Origin of the sequence: Nostoc sp. (genome assembly GCF_036919595.1) — a bacterium.
Taxonomy (GTDB): Bacteria; Cyanobacteriota; Cyanobacteriia; order Cyanobacteriales; family Nostocaceae; genus Nostoc.
On the sequence record NZ_JBALCO010000042.1, the window covers coordinates 19,367 to 40,183 of the forward strand.

21 protein-coding genes and 1 pseudogene are annotated in these 20,817 nt (G+C 40.6%); 10 read left to right on the forward strand and 12 right to left on the reverse strand.

What is annotated here, in order from left to right; all coding sequences use genetic code 11:
- Window positions 1-161 precede the first annotated feature (161 nt).
- The 6 genes and pseudogenes from psaA to V7K21_RS05555 form a co-directional block, all read left to right on the forward strand.
- Window positions 162-2,420 (forward strand): photosystem I core protein PsaA, encoded by a 2,259-nt coding sequence (gene psaA / locus V7K21_RS05530; protein ID WP_335172285.1) that lies wholly within the window; start codon window positions 162-164, stop codon window positions 2,418-2,420.
- Window positions 2,421-2,613: 193 nt separating this feature from the next.
- Window positions 2,614-4,845, forward strand: coding sequence for a photosystem I core protein PsaB (gene psaB / locus V7K21_RS05535; protein ID WP_335172286.1), 2,232 nt, complete (start codon window positions 2,614-2,616; stop codon window positions 4,843-4,845).
- 62 nt (window positions 4,846-4,907) lie between these two features.
- Entirely contained in the window at window positions 4,908-5,309 is a 402-nt protein-coding gene (locus tag V7K21_RS05540; protein ID WP_335172288.1) for a hypothetical protein, read from the forward strand.
- 256 nt (window positions 5,310-5,565) lie between these two features.
- Window positions 5,566-5,877 carry a hypothetical protein gene (locus V7K21_RS05545; protein WP_335172290.1) on the forward strand — a complete coding sequence of 104 codons (312 nt, stop codon included), beginning with the start codon at window positions 5,566-5,568 and terminating at the stop codon, window positions 5,875-5,877.
- Window positions 5,871-6,506, forward strand: coding sequence for a DUF7689 domain-containing protein (locus tag V7K21_RS05550; RefSeq protein WP_335172292.1), 636 nt, complete (start codon window positions 5,871-5,873; stop codon window positions 6,504-6,506). The genes V7K21_RS05545 and V7K21_RS05550 overlap by 7 nt, the downstream gene beginning before the upstream one ends.
- Before the next feature lie 13 nt (window positions 6,507-6,519).
- Window positions 6,520-6,816 (forward strand): annotated as a pseudogene (locus V7K21_RS05555) (DNA methyltransferase); the annotation flags it as partial.
- Between the two features lie 73 nt (window positions 6,817-6,889).
- On the opposite strand, the gene V7K21_RS05560 reads toward V7K21_RS05555, so the two are convergent.
- Entirely contained in the window at window positions 6,890-7,102 is a 213-nt protein-coding gene (locus V7K21_RS05560) for a hypothetical protein (protein WP_190728355.1), read from the reverse strand.
- Window positions 7,103-7,617: 515 nt separating this feature from the next.
- Window positions 7,618-7,842: a helix-turn-helix transcriptional regulator gene (locus V7K21_RS05565; RefSeq protein ID WP_335172294.1), complete on the reverse strand. Its 225-nt coding sequence runs from the start codon at window positions 7,840-7,842 to the stop codon at window positions 7,618-7,620.
- A gap of 496 nt (window positions 7,843-8,338) precedes the next feature.
- Between V7K21_RS05565 and V7K21_RS05570 the strand changes: the two genes are divergently transcribed.
- Window positions 8,339-9,406 carry an SGNH/GDSL hydrolase family protein gene (locus tag V7K21_RS05570; protein ID WP_335172296.1) on the forward strand — a complete coding sequence of 356 codons (1,068 nt, stop codon included), beginning with the start codon at window positions 8,339-8,341 and terminating at the stop codon, window positions 9,404-9,406.
- A gap of 43 nt (window positions 9,407-9,449) precedes the next feature.
- Window positions 9,450-9,806 (forward strand): DUF4864 domain-containing protein, encoded by a 357-nt coding sequence (locus V7K21_RS05575; protein WP_335172298.1) that lies wholly within the window; start codon window positions 9,450-9,452, stop codon window positions 9,804-9,806.
- A gap of 30 nt (window positions 9,807-9,836) precedes the next feature.
- Here V7K21_RS05575 and larE read toward each other — a convergent pair whose 3' ends face one another.
- The 7 genes from larE to hrmK all read right to left on the reverse strand — a co-directional run bounded on the left by larE (window position 9,837) and on the right by hrmK (window position 16,909).
- Complete coding sequence (gene larE, locus V7K21_RS05580) at window positions 9,837-10,664, reverse strand: ATP-dependent sacrificial sulfur transferase LarE (protein ID WP_298919771.1); 828 nt, start codon at window positions 10,662-10,664, stop codon at window positions 9,837-9,839.
- Between the two features lie 180 nt (window positions 10,665-10,844).
- A complete protein-coding gene (locus V7K21_RS05585; RefSeq protein ID WP_335172300.1) occupies window positions 10,845-11,747 on the reverse strand; it encodes a CHAT domain-containing protein in 903 nt (300 codons plus the stop codon).
- A gap of 248 nt (window positions 11,748-11,995) precedes the next feature.
- On the reverse strand, window positions 11,996-13,327 hold the full coding sequence (locus V7K21_RS05590) for a hypothetical protein (RefSeq protein WP_335172302.1): 1,332 nt from the start codon (window positions 13,325-13,327) through the stop codon (window positions 11,996-11,998).
- Window positions 13,324-13,980 (reverse strand): ATP-binding cassette domain-containing protein, encoded by a 657-nt coding sequence (locus V7K21_RS05595; protein WP_335172304.1) that lies wholly within the window; start codon window positions 13,978-13,980, stop codon window positions 13,324-13,326. Before V7K21_RS05595 ends, V7K21_RS05590 begins: the two co-directional genes overlap by 4 nt.
- The gene (locus tag V7K21_RS30605) at window positions 13,905-14,231 is read right to left on the reverse strand and encodes an ATP-binding cassette domain-containing protein (RefSeq protein WP_442948850.1); all 327 of its coding nucleotides are present in this window, start codon (window positions 14,229-14,231) and stop codon (window positions 13,905-13,907) included. Before V7K21_RS30605 ends, V7K21_RS05595 begins: the two co-directional genes overlap by 76 nt.
- Window positions 14,232-14,240: 9 nt before the next feature.
- Window positions 14,241-14,714, reverse strand: coding sequence for a hypothetical protein (locus V7K21_RS05600; RefSeq protein WP_335172306.1), 474 nt, complete (start codon window positions 14,712-14,714; stop codon window positions 14,241-14,243).
- A 320-nt stretch (window positions 14,715-15,034) separates the two neighbouring features.
- Window positions 15,035-16,909, reverse strand: a complete 1,875-nt coding sequence (gene hrmK, locus V7K21_RS05605; RefSeq protein ID WP_335172309.1) for a hybrid histidine kinase/response regulator HrmK — start codon at window positions 16,907-16,909, stop codon at window positions 15,035-15,037.
- Between the two features lie 214 nt (window positions 16,910-17,123).
- Between hrmK and V7K21_RS05610 the strand changes: the two genes are divergently transcribed.
- Complete coding sequence (locus V7K21_RS05610; protein ID WP_335172311.1) at window positions 17,124-17,990, forward strand: branched-chain amino acid ABC transporter permease; 867 nt, start codon at window positions 17,124-17,126, stop codon at window positions 17,988-17,990.
- 21 nt (window positions 17,991-18,011) lie between these two features.
- On the opposite strand, the gene V7K21_RS05615 is transcribed toward V7K21_RS05610, so the two are convergent.
- The 3 genes from V7K21_RS05615 to lipA are packed head-to-tail and all read right to left on the reverse strand — an operon-like array spanning window position 18,012 to window position 19,267.
- Window positions 18,012-18,149: a photosystem I protein PsaX gene (locus V7K21_RS05615; protein WP_335172313.1), complete on the reverse strand. Its 138-nt coding sequence runs from the start codon at window positions 18,147-18,149 to the stop codon at window positions 18,012-18,014.
- A gap of 28 nt (window positions 18,150-18,177) precedes the next feature.
- Entirely contained in the window at window positions 18,178-18,357 is a 180-nt protein-coding gene (locus V7K21_RS05620; RefSeq protein WP_335172315.1) for a hypothetical protein, read from the reverse strand.
- The gene (lipA, locus tag V7K21_RS05625) at window positions 18,347-19,267 is read right to left on the reverse strand and encodes a lipoyl synthase (protein WP_335172317.1); all 921 of its coding nucleotides are present in this window, start codon (window positions 19,265-19,267) and stop codon (window positions 18,347-18,349) included. The genes V7K21_RS05620 and lipA overlap by 11 nt, the downstream gene beginning before the upstream one ends.
- A 358-nt stretch (window positions 19,268-19,625) precedes the next feature.
- Between lipA and V7K21_RS05630 the strand changes: the two genes are divergently transcribed.
- Complete coding sequence (locus V7K21_RS05630; protein ID WP_335172457.1) at window positions 19,626-20,351, forward strand: response regulator; 726 nt, start codon at window positions 19,626-19,628, stop codon at window positions 20,349-20,351.
- The last annotated feature ends 466 nt before the right edge of the window (window positions 20,352-20,817 follow it).

Sequence of the window (20,817 nt, forward strand, 5' to 3'; positions counted from 1 at the left end):
AATATCTCTAACAATGTACAAGTGAAGACTCTATAATTCAACCAGAAACAACTATCCACATCGGGTCTTCATCGCGGCTTCAGTAAAATTCTGGAGTATGTGGTAATGGTTCATTTTGTGGTATCCATAAATCCTCATTCCTTATCAAGAGAGGAGGTCGAATGACAATAAGTCCTCCGGAGCGAGAGGAAAAAAAGGCAAGAGTAATCGTCGATAACGATCCGGTTCGTACCTCATTCGAGAGATGGGCACAACCTGGACACTTCGACAAATCCTTAGCCAGAGGTCCCAAAACCACCACCTGGATTTGGAACCTGCACGCACTCGCCCATGATTTTGATACACATACAAGCGATTTAGAAGACATATCCCGCAAGATATTCTCAGCCCACTTCGGCCATTTAGCCGTAGTGATGGTTTGGTTAAGCGGGATGATTTTCCACGGTGCGAAGTTTTCTAACTACGAAGCTTGGTTAACCGACCCGTTAAATGTTAAGCCTAGTGCCCAGGTCGTTTGGCCCATTGTGGGACAAGACATATTAAACGGTGATGTTGGCGGTGGTTTCCACGGTATTCAAATCACCTCCGGTTTGTTCCAAGTATGGCGTGGTTGGGGGATTACAAACTCCTTCCAGCTTTACGTAACTGCGATTGGTGGCTTGGTATTAGCAGGCTTATTCCTATTTGCAGGCTGGTTCCATTACCACAAACGCGCTCCCAAACTGGAATGGTTCCAGAATGTGGAGTCGATGCTGAATCACCACTTGCAAGTATTGCTAGGTTGTGGTTCCTTAGGATGGGCAGGTCACTTAATCCACGTGTCCGCACCGACCAACAAGCTTTTGGATGCAGGCGTTGCTCTCAAAGACATACCCTTGCCCCACGAGTTCATCTTGAACAAAGACTTGTTGACCGAGCTGTACCCTAGCTTTGCTGCTGGTTTAGCACCTTTCTTCACCTTGAACTGGGGTCAATATGCTGACTTCCTTACCTTCAAGGGCGGTCTGAACCCGGTAACAGGCGGCTTGTGGATGACTGATATTTCCCATCACCACTTAGCGATCGCAGTTGTCTTTATCGTTGCTGGTCATCAATACCGTACCAACTGGGGTATTGGTCACAGCATTAAAGAGATCCTAGAAAATCACAAAGGTCCTTTCACCGGTGAAGGTCACAAAGGTCTCTACGAAAATCTGACCACATCCTGGCACGCTCAGTTGGCTACTAACCTGGCCTTCTTGGGTTCGTTGACCATTATCATCGCGCATCACATGTACGCGATGCCCCCTTATCCATATTTGGCAACTGACTACGCCACGCAGTTGTGCATATTCACTCACCATATTTGGATCGGTGGCTTCTTGATCGTTGGTGGAGCGGCTCACGCTGCTATCTTCATGGTGCGAGATTACGATCCAGTTGTGAACCAAAACAACTTGCTGGATCGGGTGATTCGTCACCGTGACGCGATTATTTCTCACCTGAACTGGGTGTGCATTTTCCTCGGCTTCCATAGCTTTGGACTTTACATCCACAACGACACAATGCGTGCATTGGGTCGTCCTCAAGACATGTTCTCTGATACAGGAATTCAGTTGCAGCCAGTATTTGCCCAGTGGATACAAAATATCCACGCCTTGGCTCCTGGTACAACTGCACCCAATGCCCTAGAACCAGTTAGCTATGTCTTTGGCGGCGGTATCTTGGCTGTTGGCGGTAAAGTGGCAGCTGCACCGATTATTTTGGGTACAGCGGACTTCCTAATTCACCACATTCACGCCTTCACCATTCACGTCACCGTCCTAATTCTGCTCAAAGGTGTGCTATATGCCCGTAGTTCTCGTCTGATTCCAGACAAGGCAAACCTGGGCTTCCGCTTCCCCTGCGACGGTCCTGGTCGTGGTGGTACCTGTCAAGTGTCTGGTTGGGATCACGTATTCCTCGGACTTTTCTGGATGTACAACTCCCTGTCTATTGTAATCTTCCACTTCAGCTGGAAGATGCAATCAGATGTGTGGGGAACCGTAGATGCAGATGGAACTGTGACTCACATTACTGGTGGTAACTTTGCCCAAAGCGCCATCACCATCAACGGTTGGTTACGGGACTTCCTGTGGGCACAAGCTACACAAGTCATCAATTCCTATGGCAGTGCGCTGTCTGCCTATGGTCTACTCTTCTTAGGCGCTCACTTTGTCTGGGCATTCAGCTTGATGTTCCTGTTCAGTGGTCGCGGCTACTGGCAAGAACTAATTGAGTCCATAGTTTGGGCGCATAATAAACTGAAGGTAGCACCAGCAATTCAGCCTCGCGCTCTGAGTATTATTCAGGGTCGGGCTGTAGGGGTAGCTCACTACCTTTTAGGAGGGATTGCCACAACTTGGGCATTCTTCCATGCACACATCCTTTCAGTAGGGTAGCAATCAGCAAAATTTTGGGTTCTGGTGAGGCAGCGCGGTCTTGGGGGTTTCCACGCCACTTCAACGGGGGGAACCCCGCAACGGAGTGGCTCCCCATGAGCGACTGCCAAACCCAAAGGGATTTTAGATTTAATCCAAAATCCGAAATTGAACTGATACTTGATGGCTAAAGGTCAGAGGATTTATTAAACCTATGGCGACAAAATTTCCCAAATTTAGCCAGGATCTCGCACAGGACCCGACGACTCGTCGGATATGGTATGCGATCGCTACAGGCAACGACTTTGAAACCCATGATGGCATGACGGAAGAAAATCTTTACCAAAAGATTTTCGCAACTCACTTCGGTCACTTGGCAATCATCTTCCTGTGGGCATCCAGCCTCCTGTTCCACGTAGCCTGGCAAGGTAACTTTGAACAGTGGATTAAAGATCCCCTTCACATCCGTCCTATCGCCCACGCGATTTGGGACCCCCACTTTGGTAAACCAGCGATCGAAGCTTTTACCCAAGCTGGCGCTAGCAATCCGGTAAACATTACCTACTCTGGTCTCTACCATTGGTGGTATACCATCGGAATGCGGACGAACGGCGAACTGTACAATGGTTCAGTGTTCTTGCTGTTATTCGCGGCTGTACTCTTGTTCGCTGGTTGGCTGCACTTGCAACCCAAATACCGTCCAAGCTTGGCATGGTTTAAGAGCGCTGAACATCGCCTAAACCACCACTTAGCAGGTTTGTTTGGTGTTAGTTCTTTGGCGTGGGCTGGTCACTTAATTCACGTTGCTGTCCCCGAATCTCGCGGTCAGCACGTAGGTTGGGATAACTTCCTATCTACCCCACCCCACCCAGCAGGTTTGACACCATTCTTTACAGGCAACTGGGGTGTTTACTCTCAAAACCCTGACACTCCTGGACATATATTTGGGACATCGCAAGGTGCAGGGACTGCGATTCTGAGTTTCTTGGGCGGTTTCCATCCCCAGACAGAAGCTTTGTGGCTGACTGACATAGCTCACCACCACCTGGCGATCGCAGTCTTGTTCATCGTTGCCGGTCATATGTACCGCACTAACTTCGGAATTGGTCACAGCATGAAAGAAATGCTGAACTCCAAATCCGGTTTAGTACCTGGTACCAATAGTGAAGGTCAGTTCAACCTGCCTCACCAAGGGTTGTACGACACTTATAACAATTCGCTGCACTTCCAGTTGGGTATTCACCTAGCTGCTTTGGGAACTGTCACCTCTTTGGTAGCGCAGCACATGTACGCCATGCCTTCCTACGCATTTATTGCGAAGGACTACACGACTCAGGCAGCGCTATACACGCACCATCAATACATTGCTGGTTTCTTGATCCTTGGTGCTTTTGCTCACGGAGCAATATTCTGGGTACGTGATTACGACCCAGAGCAAAATAAGGGCAACGTCCTTGAGCGCGTGTTGAAGCACAAAGAAGCGATTATTTCCCACCTTAGCTGGGTATCCCTTTTCTTGGGCTTCCATACTCTTGGTCTGTACGTACACAACGATGTAGTAGTTGCTTTCGGTACTCCGGAAAAGCAAATCTTGATTGAGCCAGTATTTGCTCAATTTGTCCAAGCTGCTAACGGTAAAGTACTGTACGGTTTAGACACCTTGCTATCTAACCCAGATAGTATTGCTTACACAGCATGGCCCAACTACGCTAACGTCTGGTTACCAGGCTGGCTAGATGCGATCAATGCTGGTACAAACTCCCTGTTCTTAACAATTGGCCCTGGCGACTTCTTGGTACACCATGCGATCGCCTTAGGTCTGCACACCACCACCTTGATCTTGGTCAAAGGTGCTTTGGATGCCCGTGGTTCTAAGCTGATGCCTGATAAAAAGGACTTCGGCTATGCCTTCCCTTGCGATGGCCCCGGTCGTGGCGGTACTTGCGACATCTCAGCTTGGGATTCCTTCTACCTCGCTACATTCTGGATGCTCAACACCATTGGTTGGTTGACATTCTACTGGCATTGGAAGCATCTAGGTATTTGGCAAGGCAACGTGGCTCAGTTCAATGAGAACTCTACATACCTCATGGGCTGGTTCCGCGATTACCTCTGGGCTAACTCTGCTCAATTGATTAACGGTTACAACCCCTACGGCGTGAATAACCTGTCTGTCTGGGCTTGGATGTTCCTGTTTGGACACCTAGTTTGGGCTACTGGCTTCATGTTCTTAATCTCCTGGAGAGGTTACTGGCAAGAGTTGATTGAAACCCTTGTCTGGGCACACGAACGTACTCCTCTGGCTAACCTAGTTCGCTGGAAAGATAAGCCCGTGGCTCTGTCAATTGTTCAAGCTCGTGTAGTTGGTCTAGCTCACTTCACTGTTGGCTACATCGTGACTTACGCAGCGTTCTTGATTGCTTCTACTGCTGGTAAGTTCGGTTAATTCGGCTGCTAGTTTTGTAGATAAGTAATAAAAATCCCCTGCCAAAAGGTAGGGGATTTTTTGTGCAATTAGTTAAGTTTAAAATTACAGTAATAAAAGTTAAAGATACTATAAAAATAAATGGAAATAAAATGCAATTCCAACAAAAATCTATTCTCAAAGAAAATTGGTGGCTGATGTGGTGTACTTTTCCTAACTTAAATTGGGCAAGGTTAAGAACTTACGATGATTTATCCGCTGAAATATTAGATTGTGATGGTTCTAAATACACATTTTCTAATGAAGAAGAAGCACGTTACTCCTTAATGGAGGATGAATACACACAATTTGAATCACTTGATGAAGAAGATGAACAAGAACTCGATATGCCGTTGTGTCTCATACAGATACCAAAAGGAAAAAACGAAAGGGAATTAATAGAAAAAATGTATGTAAAACAAACCGAAATACGAAATGAACACTAAACTTGTTGAATCATTGTTGCAAGTTATCCTATCTCTCTCTGATGAGGAGTGATCGCTATTGGAAGAAAAACTGTTTAAGTATGGATTGCTATCAAATTATTTAGTTCAGCAACTAAAACGTCCCGATGTTCCCATGTTTATCGCCTAGTTGTTTGGTGCGCGGCGCGGTGTAGCCGCGCCATTACTTGTGACAGTTGCGTAAGTCCTGTTAAAAAGAAAGCGTTCGCCTAAAATTAACTTAGTGATCAGCAGCAATATGGAAGAACTGCAAATCTCAGAAATAGAAACTACTTTTACAGCGCTTGTTAAGCAATGGCGTGAAGAAACTTTTGGGATATCATCTACTAACCAAATGTCGATGCACCCTGCATACCAGCAAATTATTGGTATGGTAAAACCTGTAATCCCACTTTTACTTAGGGAACTGGAAAAGAAATCTGGACACTGGTTTTGGGCATTAAAATCCATCAGCAGAGAAGATCCTGTTCCTCTAGAATATAGGGGAAAGGTAAAGGAGATGACTAAAGCTTGGCTAGAGTGGGGTAAGCAAAGAGGTTACAGGTGGTAGGTAATAACGCTTGGGTTAAGTTTGTCACAGAAAAAATTGAGCGTGATTATCCTAACCTCACTGTCTATGGATACAAACTTATCAGTCCAGATACAATTGATTACAACTGTATTGCTTGGGCAGCAGAAGATGATGAAACATGGTGGTGGCCAGATATTCAACATCAATACTACTGGCCACCAGGTATTCCTAAAGAAGAAACGCTTGAAGCCTTTCAAGAAGTATATAAAATGCTTGGCTATGAAGTCTGTCAAGGTGATGTTTTAGAAGAGGGATTTCAAAAAATAGCTATATATACTAATTACAATAAAGTACCAACCCGCGTTGCGAGACAATTACCGACTGGTAAATGGACAAGTAAGCTTGGATCACTTGAAGATATAGAGCATAATAATTTACAAGGGCTAACTGGAAATCCTGGTTATGGTGAGGTTGCCTGTATTTTGAAAAAACAATTACAGTGGAGAAAATATTTAGCACAATCTAATTACCAGGCTAATCTAAAGAGCGATCGCCTAACCATGACAAACTGGCAAGAACGCATTACTCAAAACCCAAATATATGTTATGTGTCGGAGACGCTACGCGATCGCAAAGCGTGCCGAAAGTTAATATATTCCTCTGCGTAACTTTGCGCTTTCCAAGGATAACCAAGGTGCAATTCCACCAAATTCGCTAGAAATTGCTAATACTGAATCTAATAGCGCTTATTTACAACGCTGCAAAGCAGCAGAAATTAGACCCCATCCAGCACATTTTCCTCAAGGGTTCGCCGAGTTCTTCATCAAATTCTTAACTGATGAAGATGATATGGTTTTAGATCCATTTGCAGGTTCTAACACAACCGGATTTGTTGCTGAAACTCTGCAATGCCGATGGATATCTTTTGAAATTAATGAAGATTATGTAACGGGAAGTCGTTATCGATTTAGCCAATAAGTAAATTAAGTAAAGAGTTAGGACTGAGGAGTTAAAATATATAATTTATAACTCTTAAATCATAACTACTTACTCAAATTTCTCCATTCACCTGCATTTGATGAACTTGATCCGCAAGCTCTTGACGACCTTGATCATCTAGTTTGTCAATTGCTAACATCCCCATGAGAATAACTTCTTTCAGGGTCAAACGTGTTGAATGTGCCTGTTTTTGCACAATCTCTTTAATAATGGGACTGACACCAATCGCTGTACTAGCTCTAGCCACGGAAGAAAAGGAAAACACTAATGATTCAGCCTAAATCTTAGCACTTCCAATGAAGTTATTTTCTATAGTTAAAACTTAATTTAAATGTGTTTAAACTCATACTTCAATGAGTAAACATAAATTTTTAATTATGTAAATATATAACTACAACAGAAATACAGTGAATTTTTCTACTACTGGACAATCTGCATCAAACCCTTAATCATCGCATCAAAGGTAAGAGGCAACTTTCGGATGAAAATAAATTTAACTTTTTTCATCTCAGCGTAACGTGTATAGTGTTTAACAGCGCTGTAGATTACTCCAGAATTCTCCCAAACAAATTTGAGAGTCTAACCTTTTTTTGAGCAAGTTCTCGAACTCTCAGTAGGACTAACCTTTTGCTTGCTCATTAAGGGCAGATCATCGTATGATAAGCTAATCGTCATTCATTTTTCCAGACTGATTCGCTTGTAGTAAGCGGCTACAGCCTGGGTTTTATGCTACTTAAATGCCCATTAGCTTATGAACATCCTCAACAGTTAAACTTTTGCCTATTCCTCTAGAATTTCCACTAAGTCTTCAATCGTCACATCAAAGGTGTGAGCTAATTTGGGGATAGCAGTAAAGTCAACTGTTGTCATTCCTGAACAACGGGCATAACTTCTAACTGTGCTGTAAATTACCCCAGAACGGTCATAAACTTGTTTTAGTCTCCATGCTTTCTCTTCTGCTAATTCTGGAATCTTTAATAATTTAATATTTGATAACTGATGCATTTGCACCGCTCAATTTAATATGAGAAATTAAAAAGCGTAGACGAGAAGCGCTTTGTGATCAGACATCGCCTAGCAGTTTAGCAAACTATCATGCGATCGCCACAATTTCCGGAGATATGGAAACCTGAAATCAAATGGTTATTTCCTATAGTAGCAACATAAAAAGCAAAAGACTCTGTCCTGAGATAATCAAAAATTATCCACTAATGACAGAGTTTACATCCACTTGCAATATTTGTGACCACTAGTTATAAAAAATGGTCGGCTTGTGAAAATAGTGCTTTCAGGAAAAGTATCCTCAAAAATAAGATTTGTATACCACCGAAAAAACCATACTTTAAAGAGATCGTGAATTGTCTAATATAATCTCGTTAATAGGCTTTACAGAACTATACAGTGTAAATAAGAATAATACTTAACCGAAGTAAAATTTTCCTGAATACAGGCAACTAATGCTGTCATAGGGAAAAGCAGTGAGTAGAGGAGAGACAAAGCGATGAGGGACCCTTATCTGTTGGCAATAGGCTTGTTAACAGGATTAGCAATACCAGCATCGGCTCTTCCACATTTGTCGATTGTCCTGCCAGAAAATTCTGGATTCCTGTGGGATTTAAAACAAGGCTCGCAGACAATAGTAAGTAGACAAATCATCCCCAGTGTTGATCTACCCTTACCAGAACTCAGTGGCCAAACGTTCCAACCCCTAAAAAGTTCGCAGCCAACACCAGGTGAGAAAAATATCAAGAGCTTTGATCTCTCCTTACCAGAACTGAGTAGTCAGGGATTACCAGTCCCAACAGAATCATTAGTTAACCCCAGCGCCCAAGCAACGGGTATCTCACTGACATCTGGTAATCAACTTTACTACCAAAGATTGGCGGCTCTGAAAACAGGTCAGATTTATACACGCGTGGATAGTGATAATTTGCAATCATTGTGGGAGTCGATCAAGAAGCGTCAACTAACTTATGATGACTGGAAAAGTTTACTAGCTTTAGAAGCTAGAGCGCTCGCTCAAGGTCAAGGTGCAAATCATCTAAGTATCTTAGTGGGTGATTCTTTGAGCATGTGGTTTCCTAGAGAAAAACTACCTGCTGGGAAATTGTGGCTGAATCAAGGCATATCTGGAGATACTTCCAGTGGCGTTTTAAAAAGATTGGGGGCATTTTCGGCAACGCGGCCAGATATGATTTACGTCATGGCTGGGATTAACGACTTACGAAAAGGCGCTAGTGATGACACAATTTTGCGTAATTATCGCCGGATTATTCGTCGTTTACGGCAGACTCACCCAAAAGCTCAAATTATTGTCCAATCAATTTTGCCTACTCGCCTAGCAAAACTTTCCAATAGCCGCATTCGTCACATTAATATACAACTAACCCAGATTGCCAAACAAGAAGGCGCTAATTATCTAAATATTTATAGCTGGTTTACGGATATAGAAGGCAATTTGCGCCCAGAGTTGACTACAGATGGGTTGCACCTGTCTCAAGAGGGTTATGATGTGTGGCGCTCGGCACTACAGCAGATAGAATACAAGCTTACTCAGCGCGAAAATTGAGCGATGTCTACGACGGGCTGCGCCTACGCAATTTTAGATTTTTATGGAAGTTACCGACAACGATGCCATCACCATCCGTTCTCTAATTGAACACCAATTGGCAGCCTTTAAAAAGGATGATGCACAAGGCGCTTTTGCCTTCGCCAGTCCGGCAATTCAGGCGCAATTTGGAACCCCAGAAAATTTTATGCAGATGGTGAAGATAAGCTACCCAGCAGTATACCGTCCTCGTTCTGTCTTTTTTGAGAAGATAACAACCATCCAGGGAAACATAACTCAACCAGTGTTGCTACTTGCTCCTGATGGAGTTCCCTTGAGAGCTTTATATTTAATGGAAAAACAGCCAGATAATACCTGGAGAATTAACGGTTGCTTTATAGTGTCTCTAGAAGGTAAATAAAATAAACTCTATCTCTATAGAACCAAAATCTTATAATTTAACGCTCAAGGCTTCCCGATTCAAAACCTGATTCAACTTACCACTGCGATAACCTTCTAAATCCAGGGTTACGTAGATAAATCCAAAATCCTGAAATGCCGAAACTACTTTCTGTAAATCGTTAGTCAACACAAACTCTTTAATTTGTTCTGCTGGTAATTCAATCCGTGCTGTATCCCCTTGTGATCGCACGCGCAAATTCTGCCAACCTAGCTTTCGCAGGAAAATTTCTGCTCTACCAACTCGTTGTAACTTAGCTACAGTAATCTCTTCACCATAAGGAAAGCGAGAACTGAGGCAAGGTTGAGCAGGTTTATCCCACCAAGGTAAACCGAGTTGTTGCGAAAGTTGCCGAATTTCAACTTTGGTAACACCCACTTCTGCTAAAGGCGATCGCGCCCCTCTTTCTTTCGCTGCCTGAATTCCTGGGCGATAATCATGCAAATCATCGGCATTTACCCCATCCACCACATAGGGATAACCCAACTCTAAAGCTAAAGGTTTGAGAGTGTCGTGCAACTCACTTTTGCAAAAATAACAGCGGTTGACCGGGTTAGAAGTGTAATTGGGATTTTCCATCTCGTGAGTCTGGACAATTTTATGAGGAATCCCAATAGTTGCAGCTTGAATTTTGGCATCTTCCAACTCCTCTGGCAATAGCGAAGGAGAAACAGCCGTGACAGCCAAAGCGCGATCGCCCAGCGCATCATAAGCAATTTTGGCAACCAAAGTGCTATCAACGCCCCCTGAGTAAGCAATCAACGCCTGCTCCATTTCTATAAATAAGGCTCTTAATTGCTCAAATTTTTCTGTCAGCATCATTTCCCAATCCTGCCGAAACCCTATAGCACCCAACAAATACTATTGTAGGCGGCTAAACAATTTTTGTAGCGTGGGTACTACTTACCGTTCGCTCAAACTCTTGTTTTTACATTGTGGGCAGTGCCATCCTACAGTTATTGAGAATGGTGCAAGATATCAAAATATAGATTGTAGTATTCAAATATCGTTTTTAAAAAAAATGGTAGTCGGGCTGCATTTTAAAGCGAGTAGTTGTGGCGTGTGTTGCTCGTCTAAGTTTTCCATATCGATTTGCACACAACCTAAGTCAAAGGCTGTTTTTACATCGCGCCCGTAGCCCAAGGCTTGATAAAATGAGGTTGCAAAACTAATAGCTGAATCGTCTTTAATTGCTTTAGACATCCCAACCACGCTATCAATATGTTGTGCGATCGCTTTTGCTTGTGCTTCAGAATAACAGGCATTCATAACAACACACCGAATATTATCTTTTAATATAGAAAATAGTTGACTTAATGCTCTAACTGAAACAGGATGGCTGTTATCAGAGTTATCTTGTAAAATAATTTCACTCGATTGACTTCCATGACCACTAAAATGTACGATATCAGGCTTATGACGTAATAAAATTTCCTGTAACTCACTGACACGAACAGCCCAATGTTGGGTAACTTCAAATTTATCGCGGAATTCTGATTGACGCAATGCTTGATCTATTGAGCGACTCTCTTGATCTAATTTTAGATGAGTAGTCTTTAAAGGATTGGCAGCTAGAAAAATAATCTTAATAATTTTATCTTGATTTATAGTATTAGCTATCTTATTTTGATTATCTTTTTTTGTAGCAATTTCTTGCTCAATTTCGTTAATTAAATTTAGTAGTGCATACACGATTCGATTCTTCTCACGTCTAATTTCTTCTATGCTGAGGATACCTTTACGTTCATTTTCTAGTAATTCCTTTAAATTAGCTGTATGTAAAATCACTTCATTACGATAGCGAGATGAATATGCATTAGTGATTTCAGTTATATGTGAAATAGCATTTTGTAAATCACCTGATTGAATTAGGTTTCTAATGCTAATAAACTTACTATTCATAGTTTAATTTTTAGGTAAAAATAATTGTCTAGTTAACTGACCTTTTATACTAGGGATAAACGGAAGATATATTAAACTTACAATTGCATTTTTCATTAAGTTGAATATATAATTACTTTCTTGACTTACAAGTATTTTTTTATTGTATAAAATTAATAGAGTAAAATTAGCACAAATAATTAATGCCAAGGGAAAAATTATAATATTAAGTGTCTTAAACCGTGAATCTTTATTTGGCTTTATAAAGTTTAGTGTTTTAAAAGAAGAAAATAGAGTTGGCAAAAAGACGAAAAAATAACTTTTATGTCTGTTGGTAGATCGTCGAAGCATGATGCAATAGACGTAAATATTACTACAATAACAAAAAGATAAATCAAAGCGAATATAAAGTCAAGCCAATAGGTATTTTTAAATAAAAACAAAAGGAGAACAATTAAATCTAAAGTATAATAGTTAATTGATAAAATTCGTATAATTAAATTATTATTGTCAAAAATTTCATAAATATCATTGGCGTTCTTTTGAGCTTTTCCTATAGTATATATGTCTGTATCTGATTGCTGATTAGATATATTTTGTCCCGTGTAATATTTTATTATCTCAAAAATTTTTTGTGGATTGCCTTTTTCTATTAATTCTAAGAAATTTGGAAGAATACTATTTTTAATATCCTCTTTATTTTTATTTAGTAAATATTTAAATATTTTTATTCTTTTGTCATCATAAGGGTAAGGGAGAGGATAAGGATTAGAACTAGAATATGTATATATACTATTATTGTCATTATTATATTCTAGAAATATCAAATCTTTTTCGTTCTTGATTGTATCCTTTAAAGAATCTCGCAATTTATTTTTTAACAAAAAATATTGCAAATATTGATTCGATGAAATACCTTGTTTTTCTTTTAGCTCTTTAAAATTTGAAATCCATTTTATTCTCTCTTGCTCATTATCATATTTTTTAGAAAAAATGCTCTCATTTATATGCTTTTGTATAACTTGATTATTATAAACTATGAAATTTTTTAAATATTCATTTAATTTGAAAGTTTTTGCAGAAGACAAATATGTATCCTTTGAATTTTTTGAATCTATATAAATATTAATTGAATTTAGTATTAATAAATCAATGCTTAACTTAGCTTGAGGAATAATTATGGGACTTTTCAAGGCTACTGATAAATAGAATATTGATGTTGCTGATAGAATCAGCATTACACAAGCAATATAACCAAGGAACTCTAAAAACCCATTACTCTTATAAGTATTACCATATTCTTTTTCAATATTATAAATAGATTGCTTGTATAACCAATAAACAAGCGCTATGACTTCACTAATAGTAATAATAAGGATTACTACGTTGAAAAAAGTAGGTAAATTATATACTTGAATTGTAAAAATAAAACCAAACAAAAAAATATTTATTAGCAGTGCATAATAAAAGACATAATGTAGTTTGAGTGTCCATAGTCTTGGTTGGTGAAGCAAACAGAAATTGTCTATTCTATCCAGAAAATCAGGGAATAATATCTTGCCAAACGATTTTTTAATTCTATCAATTATTTTTCTTCTCATAATTGCTTTTCAAATAATTTGCGAGTAGATTGGCTAATATCTCTAAAGTATTTCAACGAAATATTGTTTTCTATAAAAACTCTTAGCAAGTCATTATTAGTTACATTTTTATATGTGTGAATAATAAAGTTATTTCCTGCTTGCTCAACTCTTTCATAATTTAAATTCACTTCTTTCAGAAAATCTGTGATTTCTTTTTTTGAAAGATTGCAATTTATTTCATAAGAGTTATTATTTCTATTTTCTCCCAAGTTTTTAACTAAGCCATTATATTTAGCTTGTCCATTTTTAATAAAAATAATATTATCAGCAATGTTCTCCACTTCATATATATTTTGTGAACTAATAATAATTGATATAGGATTCTTTTTAGACTGAGCAAAATCTATTAAATCTTTCAATAAAAGAGCTTGAGTATTAATATCAAGATTTGCCAAAGGTTCATCTAAAATAATTAGTTTAGGATTACAGATTATTGCCTTTGCTAGTACAAATCGCATTTTAAAACCACCAGATATTTCATTCCATGACGCTTTTTTATACTGCTCTAATCCCAACCGACTAATAGTAAAATCCACTATATCTTGATTATCTTGTCCTGTAATGCCATGAATCGATGCTGCAAAATGTAGATTATCAGCCAACCATACCATTTTGGTAATTCTTGAGGAATATAGGCGATTTTTTGTTTAATATAATATAAATCTGGTTTACTATTTAAATACAAACATGGATAACTTATTTTTCCTGCATTTGTTGCCACTTCTGCCGCTATTATTTTCAAAATAGTTGTTTTTCCATTTCCGTTTTCACCAACAATAGCCGTTATTTGACCTAATTTTAAATTGATATCAATGTTAGACAGCTTAAATTTGACAGTACTGCTTTTATAGCTCTTATAAATTCCATAACCTTAAAATACGGTTGAATAAGTAGAATTTATAACTGATTTTCGCTCGTTTATAAACCTATCTTTATCCAATTCATATTCAGTTTTAGTTTCGTCTATCTTATCCACCTTTTCTAGAACATCAATATCAGTTGGAACTGTAAAAGGCTCTGGCTGACAGTAATCGCTATCTTCTCGGTTAGGAATGTCTTCCTTTATTAGTTGATATTCCTCTACAATTAATTCAGCAAACTCCAAAATTTGTTCTCTAAGTTTCCTCATTTCAATCTTCATATCATCTGTTTTTCCGAAACGACGTTGTTCGTCATTTAAGTCAGTGTATGAAGCTCGAATATTAATAACGTCTCGCTTACGGCTTTTGCTATCGGAAAAGTCTGTTACAAGATCCATTAATCGCTTTGTTGCTTGATTCAGTTCATTTGAGGCGACTAGGTTTTCAATTTCTTTTGCTCTTGCTTGAAGATCAGCATTATTCATGACTTGCTATCTGGTGCTAACTTACATTATTATACGTAAATTTGCTTAATCTTTAGAAAGTCTTGAAATTTCGTACTAACTCACTGGCTAAAATGTGGGTTCCATGAATTCACCAACAGAGTCATGAGATTCGCGGCTATACAGACAAAACCCGCGTAGGCGGGTTTCAAATTCCTGGAGTCTAGGAAACGGATTACCCACGCTATGCGTAGCTTGCTTCCCCGTAGGAGTACGGTAAGCAAACTACGAGACGCTACGCGAACGCCTACGTTTGTATAGCCGTGCTTTCTAATTTATAAATATATTTACTGAGATGTTCTCTACTCCATCTCCCCTTCAGTTGCTATTGGCGGTTTACTGTACTTGGCCACCAGACTGGCTAAAAGTGGTAAATCAATCGGTTTAGAAATATAGTCATTTACTCCAGCTGCTAGACAAGTTTCGCGATCGCCTTTCATCGCCATTGCTGTTTGAACAATTATCGGAATCGTCCGATATTGCAGATTTTCTCGCAGTTGCTGTACCAAGTTAAGACCATTTGCATCTGCCAGATAAACATCCATTAAAATCACTGCTGGGTCTAACTGTGTTAGAGCTTCCCACATCTGGGCAGCATTCTTAACCCAAGTCACCTGATATCCCAATTGATGTAGATAAATTTGGATTAAATCAGCGTTAGGTAAGTCATTTTCTACCAGCAAAATGTATACAGAGGAACTAGGGGTGAAAAACAAAGGAGATGAGGAGTATTTTGCTCCTTCTGCTCCCCCTGCTCCCTCTGCTCCTTCTGCTCCCTCATCTCCCTCATCTCCCACTCCCGCCTCTTGGTTAAGGGGAAGTATGAGGGTAAAACGGGAGCCGCGATCTACTTCAGATTCCACTTTTACGGAACCACCATGAATTTCGGCAAGTTTGCGAGTCACTGCTAAACCCAAACCTGTACCTTCAACACCACCAGCAACAGCCTTGGCAATTTGGAAATAGGGTTCAAACAGTTGAGCCTGGTCTTGTTGGGAAATGCCAGTGCCAGTATCCCAAACTGTAAAATGCACAAATACACCTTTGGGAGCAACTTGTAAGCCAACACTTCCTTTACTAGTAAACTTTAGGGCGTTAAAGAGTAAATTCAACAGCATTTGCTTGAGTCGTAAGGAGTCGGCTACTAGGGTTGTAATATCAGGTTCAAGTTCTAGGCACAGTCTCAAACCCTTATTAGCGGCTTTCTCTTTTACCAGTGCCAAAACATTGATACACAACAGTGGTACATCTACCGTTTCCCATACCACTTCCATCTGATTTGCTTCAATTTTAGACAGATCCAAAATATCATTAATCAGAGCTAGCAAGTGCTTGCCGCTAGACTGAATGATATTTAAATACTCTTGCTGACGTTCTTTGGTTGGTTGGTACCCTTGGGCTAAAAGCAGGTGGGTAAACCCAATAATAGAACCAAGCGGTGTGCGAATTTCGTGGCTGGTGTTTGCCAGAAACTGATTTTTGAGTTGATTGGTGCGCTCCAATTCTTGATTAGAGTTACTGAACTGTTGATACCGTTGCTGCCAAGATAAAATGTGTCTAAGTTGTACCAAGGCTGTAGTACAATGCTTGGCAGACCTTGCCATCAATTGTGATCTGAGTTTCGCTTGTAATTCTATAAGCGACTCACGATCAGAGCTTAGGGGCGCTGCGGCGATAATTAGCCAGCCCATGAGGTTGTCAGAATCATCAGCTAACCGCCAAGCGCTCGGTGGTTGTTGATTCTCAAGCTGCTGCAAATCTTCGAGTTCTATAACCTCTTGCAACCTCAACGGCAGCTTTCTCTCTGCTGTTAGCACTTCTAGAAATGGAGGTTGTGAGTTTGGTGATGGAGAACAAGAAATATAGCAAACTGTGGCAACAGTTTCTTGTCCTTGAAATAGAGCAATGCCTACGGCACAATGTGTGAAAGCCACATTACTGCTGTCCAGAGCAATGTTAATCTCTTGAACCACAGTTTGAAAAATTTCTGCTTCTGCTGCTCCTGCCGATCGGACAGTGTTACAAGTAGAAAGCAGGCAATTGTTAAGGCAACTTTGCAACTGGTTCAGGCTGCTCTCCAGCCACAACTTTGCGCAAAGTTGCTGAATTATTGTCAAAAGTTTTGGCCTTGCATCTATCTGTGAGTTCTGGTCTGGTAAGCTTGAATACTGCTGCATGGTCAACTAGACCGCTGAACAAGTTTAGCTTCGCATAAAAATCCGAATAGGATTCTTTGTATATTAGCGGACAATTCTTTTTTATTTATAAACCATAACTTATGTTGTTATCAACCATAACTTATGATGTCGAACGATGTCGAATTTAGCAGCTAGACCAAAAAATTATTATATGAATCACTGACCTAAAATTTTTTAAAGCAACTTAAGGCTTATGGATACACAATTCGCCCAACTAATCGTCAATGGGATTGCGGTAGGGAGCATTATTGCTCTAGCCGCAGTTGGACTCACTCTTACCTATGGAATTTTACGGCTATCTAACTTTGCTCATGGTGACTTTCTAACTTTGGGAGCCTATCTAACCTGGCTGATAAACACTATTGGAGTCAATATTTGGCTATCGATGATCCTGGCCGCGGCGGGAACTGTAGCAGCAATGCTGTTATCGGAAAAGTTACTCTGGTCAAAGATGCGCTCTATCCGTGCTACTTCCACTACGCTGATTATTATTTCTATCGGGCTTGCCTTATTTCTTCGCAATGGCATTATTTTTATTTGGGGTGGCAAGAACCAAAATTATGATTTACCTGTTACCCCAGCTTTAGATATTTTGGGTTTAAAGATAGCGCAAAATCAATTATTGGTATTGGGGTTGGCGGTGCTAGCAATTTTGGCGCTGCATTACCTGCTGCAAAATACCAAAATTGGTAAGGCGATGCGAGCAGTTGCTGACGATCTGGATTTAGCCAGGGTTTCAGGTATCAATGTTGACCGAGTAATTTTCTGGACCTGGCTAATTGCCGGCACTCTTACGTCATTAGGTGGCAGTATGTATGGGTTAATTACAGCCGTGCGCCCGAATATGGGATGGTTTTTAATTTTACCTTTATTTGCCTCAGTGATTCTTGGTGGCATTGGCAACCCTTACGGTGCGATCGCAGCAGCTTTTATCATTGGTATCGTCCAAGAAGTCAGCACCCCTTGGCTGGGTTCACAGTACAAACAAGGTGTAGCACTGTTGATCATGATTTTGGTGCTGCTCATTCGTCCCAAAGGTTTATTCAAAGGAACGATTTGAGCAGCACCACTCCACTTCTAACTATTGAATAATGTGGAAGTAGTAGGCTGCTACCAAGAAATTGATAACTAACAATAACAGTGCCCAGCCTGTGCGAAAGGCGTAAGGAGGTTTAGCTCCACTGTCGGCAACTGGGGAATTCTTAGCTTTAGCAGTCATAATGCGGTTCTCCTAATGTCAGGACTTTTTAAGAAATACCAAACTGGTGTACCAAATATCCAAATTCTTTAAGAATATTTGTGTGAAGTTGGGAATTGGGCATGGGAAGAGGCACAGGGGCAGTTCTTGCTAGGGGCAAGGGGAGAATTAAAATTACCTCTTTTCCCTCTGCTCCCTGCTCCCCGCCTCTTCTTTCCCTACTCCCCACTCCCTACTCCCTCCTCTCCAGGATGATAGGAACTGCGAACCAGAGGTCCAGAACGAACGTGGTTGAATCCCATTTCCCATGCTAATCTGCCGAGTTGCTCGAATTCCTCTGGAGTCCAATATTTTTGAACTGGCAGATGTTCTAGAGAAGGACGCATATACTGTCCGATAGTTAAGCGATCGCACCCCACAGCCCTTAGATCAGCCATTGCTTCGACGACTTCATCGGTAGTTTCTCCGTGTCCCAGCATCAAACCTGATTTAGTGGGAATTGTCGGATCAATTTCTTTGACCACAGCCAATACCAAAAGCGATCGATCATACTTGGCTCCCCGGCGCACTGGCCCAGTTAACCGTCGCACTGTCTCGATATTGTGATTGAAACAAGCTGGTTTGGCTTTTACAATCATGGCTATCCGCTGGCGTTGACCTGACTCCCCAACACCAGCACCACCCCAAAAATCTGGGGTCAGCACTTCAATTTGAGTCTCTGGGTTCAACTGGCGGATAGTCGCGATCGTCTTCACAAAGTGGACTGCGCCCTGATCGGGCAAGTCATCACGGGCTACAGAAGTCAGCACCACATAGCGCAATCCCAAAAGCTGCACCGCCTGTGCTACCTTTTGGGGTTCCTCTAAATCAACAGGCATTGGTGCATGACCTTTATCTACTTGACAGAAAGCACAAGAGCGTGTGCAAGTAGGCCCCATTAGTAAGAAAGTTGCAGTTTTTTGGGCATAGCACTCTCCCCGGTTGGGACAGCGTCCTTCTTCACAAATCGTGTGAATTTGGCGCTGCTTAATAATGCGTTGTACGGTAGAGATTTCACTGGCTTTGCCAATAGGGCGACGTAACCAGCTAGGCATTGCCATAATTTCAGACTTTAGTTTGGCTTGTTGTGACGAAATCATAGACATCTAAGCAAGATGCGGATATAGAGTAGTGGTATGTCAATTAACAAATGATAAATAAGAATAGACGCAGGAAGCGCCAGACGCGGGGACGCTCTTAATGAAGTCACCATGTCTTTGTGTGCTCATGTCCTCATGTCTCTTATGCCCTAGATCAAAGCTAAAGCCTTAAACATCACCATGACACAAATTGAAAAGAGCGCAAGCAAAAGTTTTGCAAAACACCTCTAGCAATGTCATTTATACCGAAATATACTATCCCCCAATTCATAGAAATTTTGTATATAGTGGGAGAATTCTCAAGGACAATCAGCAAAACCGCTATTTACACTTAAAGTTTCTGTTAGAGCAAACAGTCGTGGCAAGCAACAAGATTTTAGTTATCGATGACACTACAGTTGTCAGGGTAAAAGTACGAGAAATGTTGCCTCCGGGCAATTTTGAGGTACTGGAAGCAAAAGACGGTGTGGAAGGACTAAATTTCATCCTTCAGGAAAAACTTAGCCTGATTATGCTAGATTTCCTGTTGCCTAAAATGAGTGGCTGGGAGGTTTTCCAGCAAGTTCAAGCCCACCCGGAGTTAAGAAAAATTCCTTTGGTGATCATGTCTGGTCGCAAAGAAGAGGTGACCGAGAAAATCACAGAACCTTTTGAATATTTTGAATTTCTAGGCAAGCCTTTTGATCAGAAGCAACTAATTAGTGCGATTAAGTTAGCTATGACAAAGGCGAAACAGCCACGCCCCGAATTAGTCCCAGTAGCAGCAGGAATTGCTGTCAAAAATGGCACAAATACAACTTCTGGTGTCACCAATGGTATGGTAGCAGCCCCTAGCGTCGTAAATAGTGCGATCGCAACTCCTACTGCTGCAAATACTACGATCACAACTCCTACTGCTGCAAATACTGCGATCGCAACTCCTACTGCTGCAAATACTGCGATCGCAACTCCTAGCGATCGAGGAGTCTCTGACACAGAAATTAATGCGTTGAACGAGAAAATTGTCAAAATGCAAGCAGAAATTGATGGTTTGAAGAAACAGCTGACTCAGGTTGTGACTTTTATTAAACAAAAAATCAAGTAGCATTTGTGTTCGTTATTATTATCACAGCCAAAATACCTCGTCTCTAGTAATGGGTGTCCCATTAAAAGCGGGTAAAAATGGTTAGTTCAAAAACACTTATCTTGACAAATCATGGTTGACAACAAAATTCAAAAATAGGGAAAAATAACTAGTACATTGTGGCGGAAGTTTGATTACCTTTAACAAGGGATTTTACCACTTATTAAGCTCCAAGTATTGTTAATTGAGATAGTAAGTGGATTGACGCCATGCTGTACTAGCAATTATCTGCACCTCTATAATTATTTTTGAATTTAGAATTTACCGATTATGCAGCGTCTTCGCAGGAGAAGAGGTTGACAGTTTAGCAAAGCAGTTCTAAACCCACTAAACCTGCCGCAGTTTGCTCTTAAGCTAAGGATAACGGCAGGGTTTTTTATTGTTTAGTCTTTTACATCCAAAATTTGCATCAAAACTTGATAGCTAG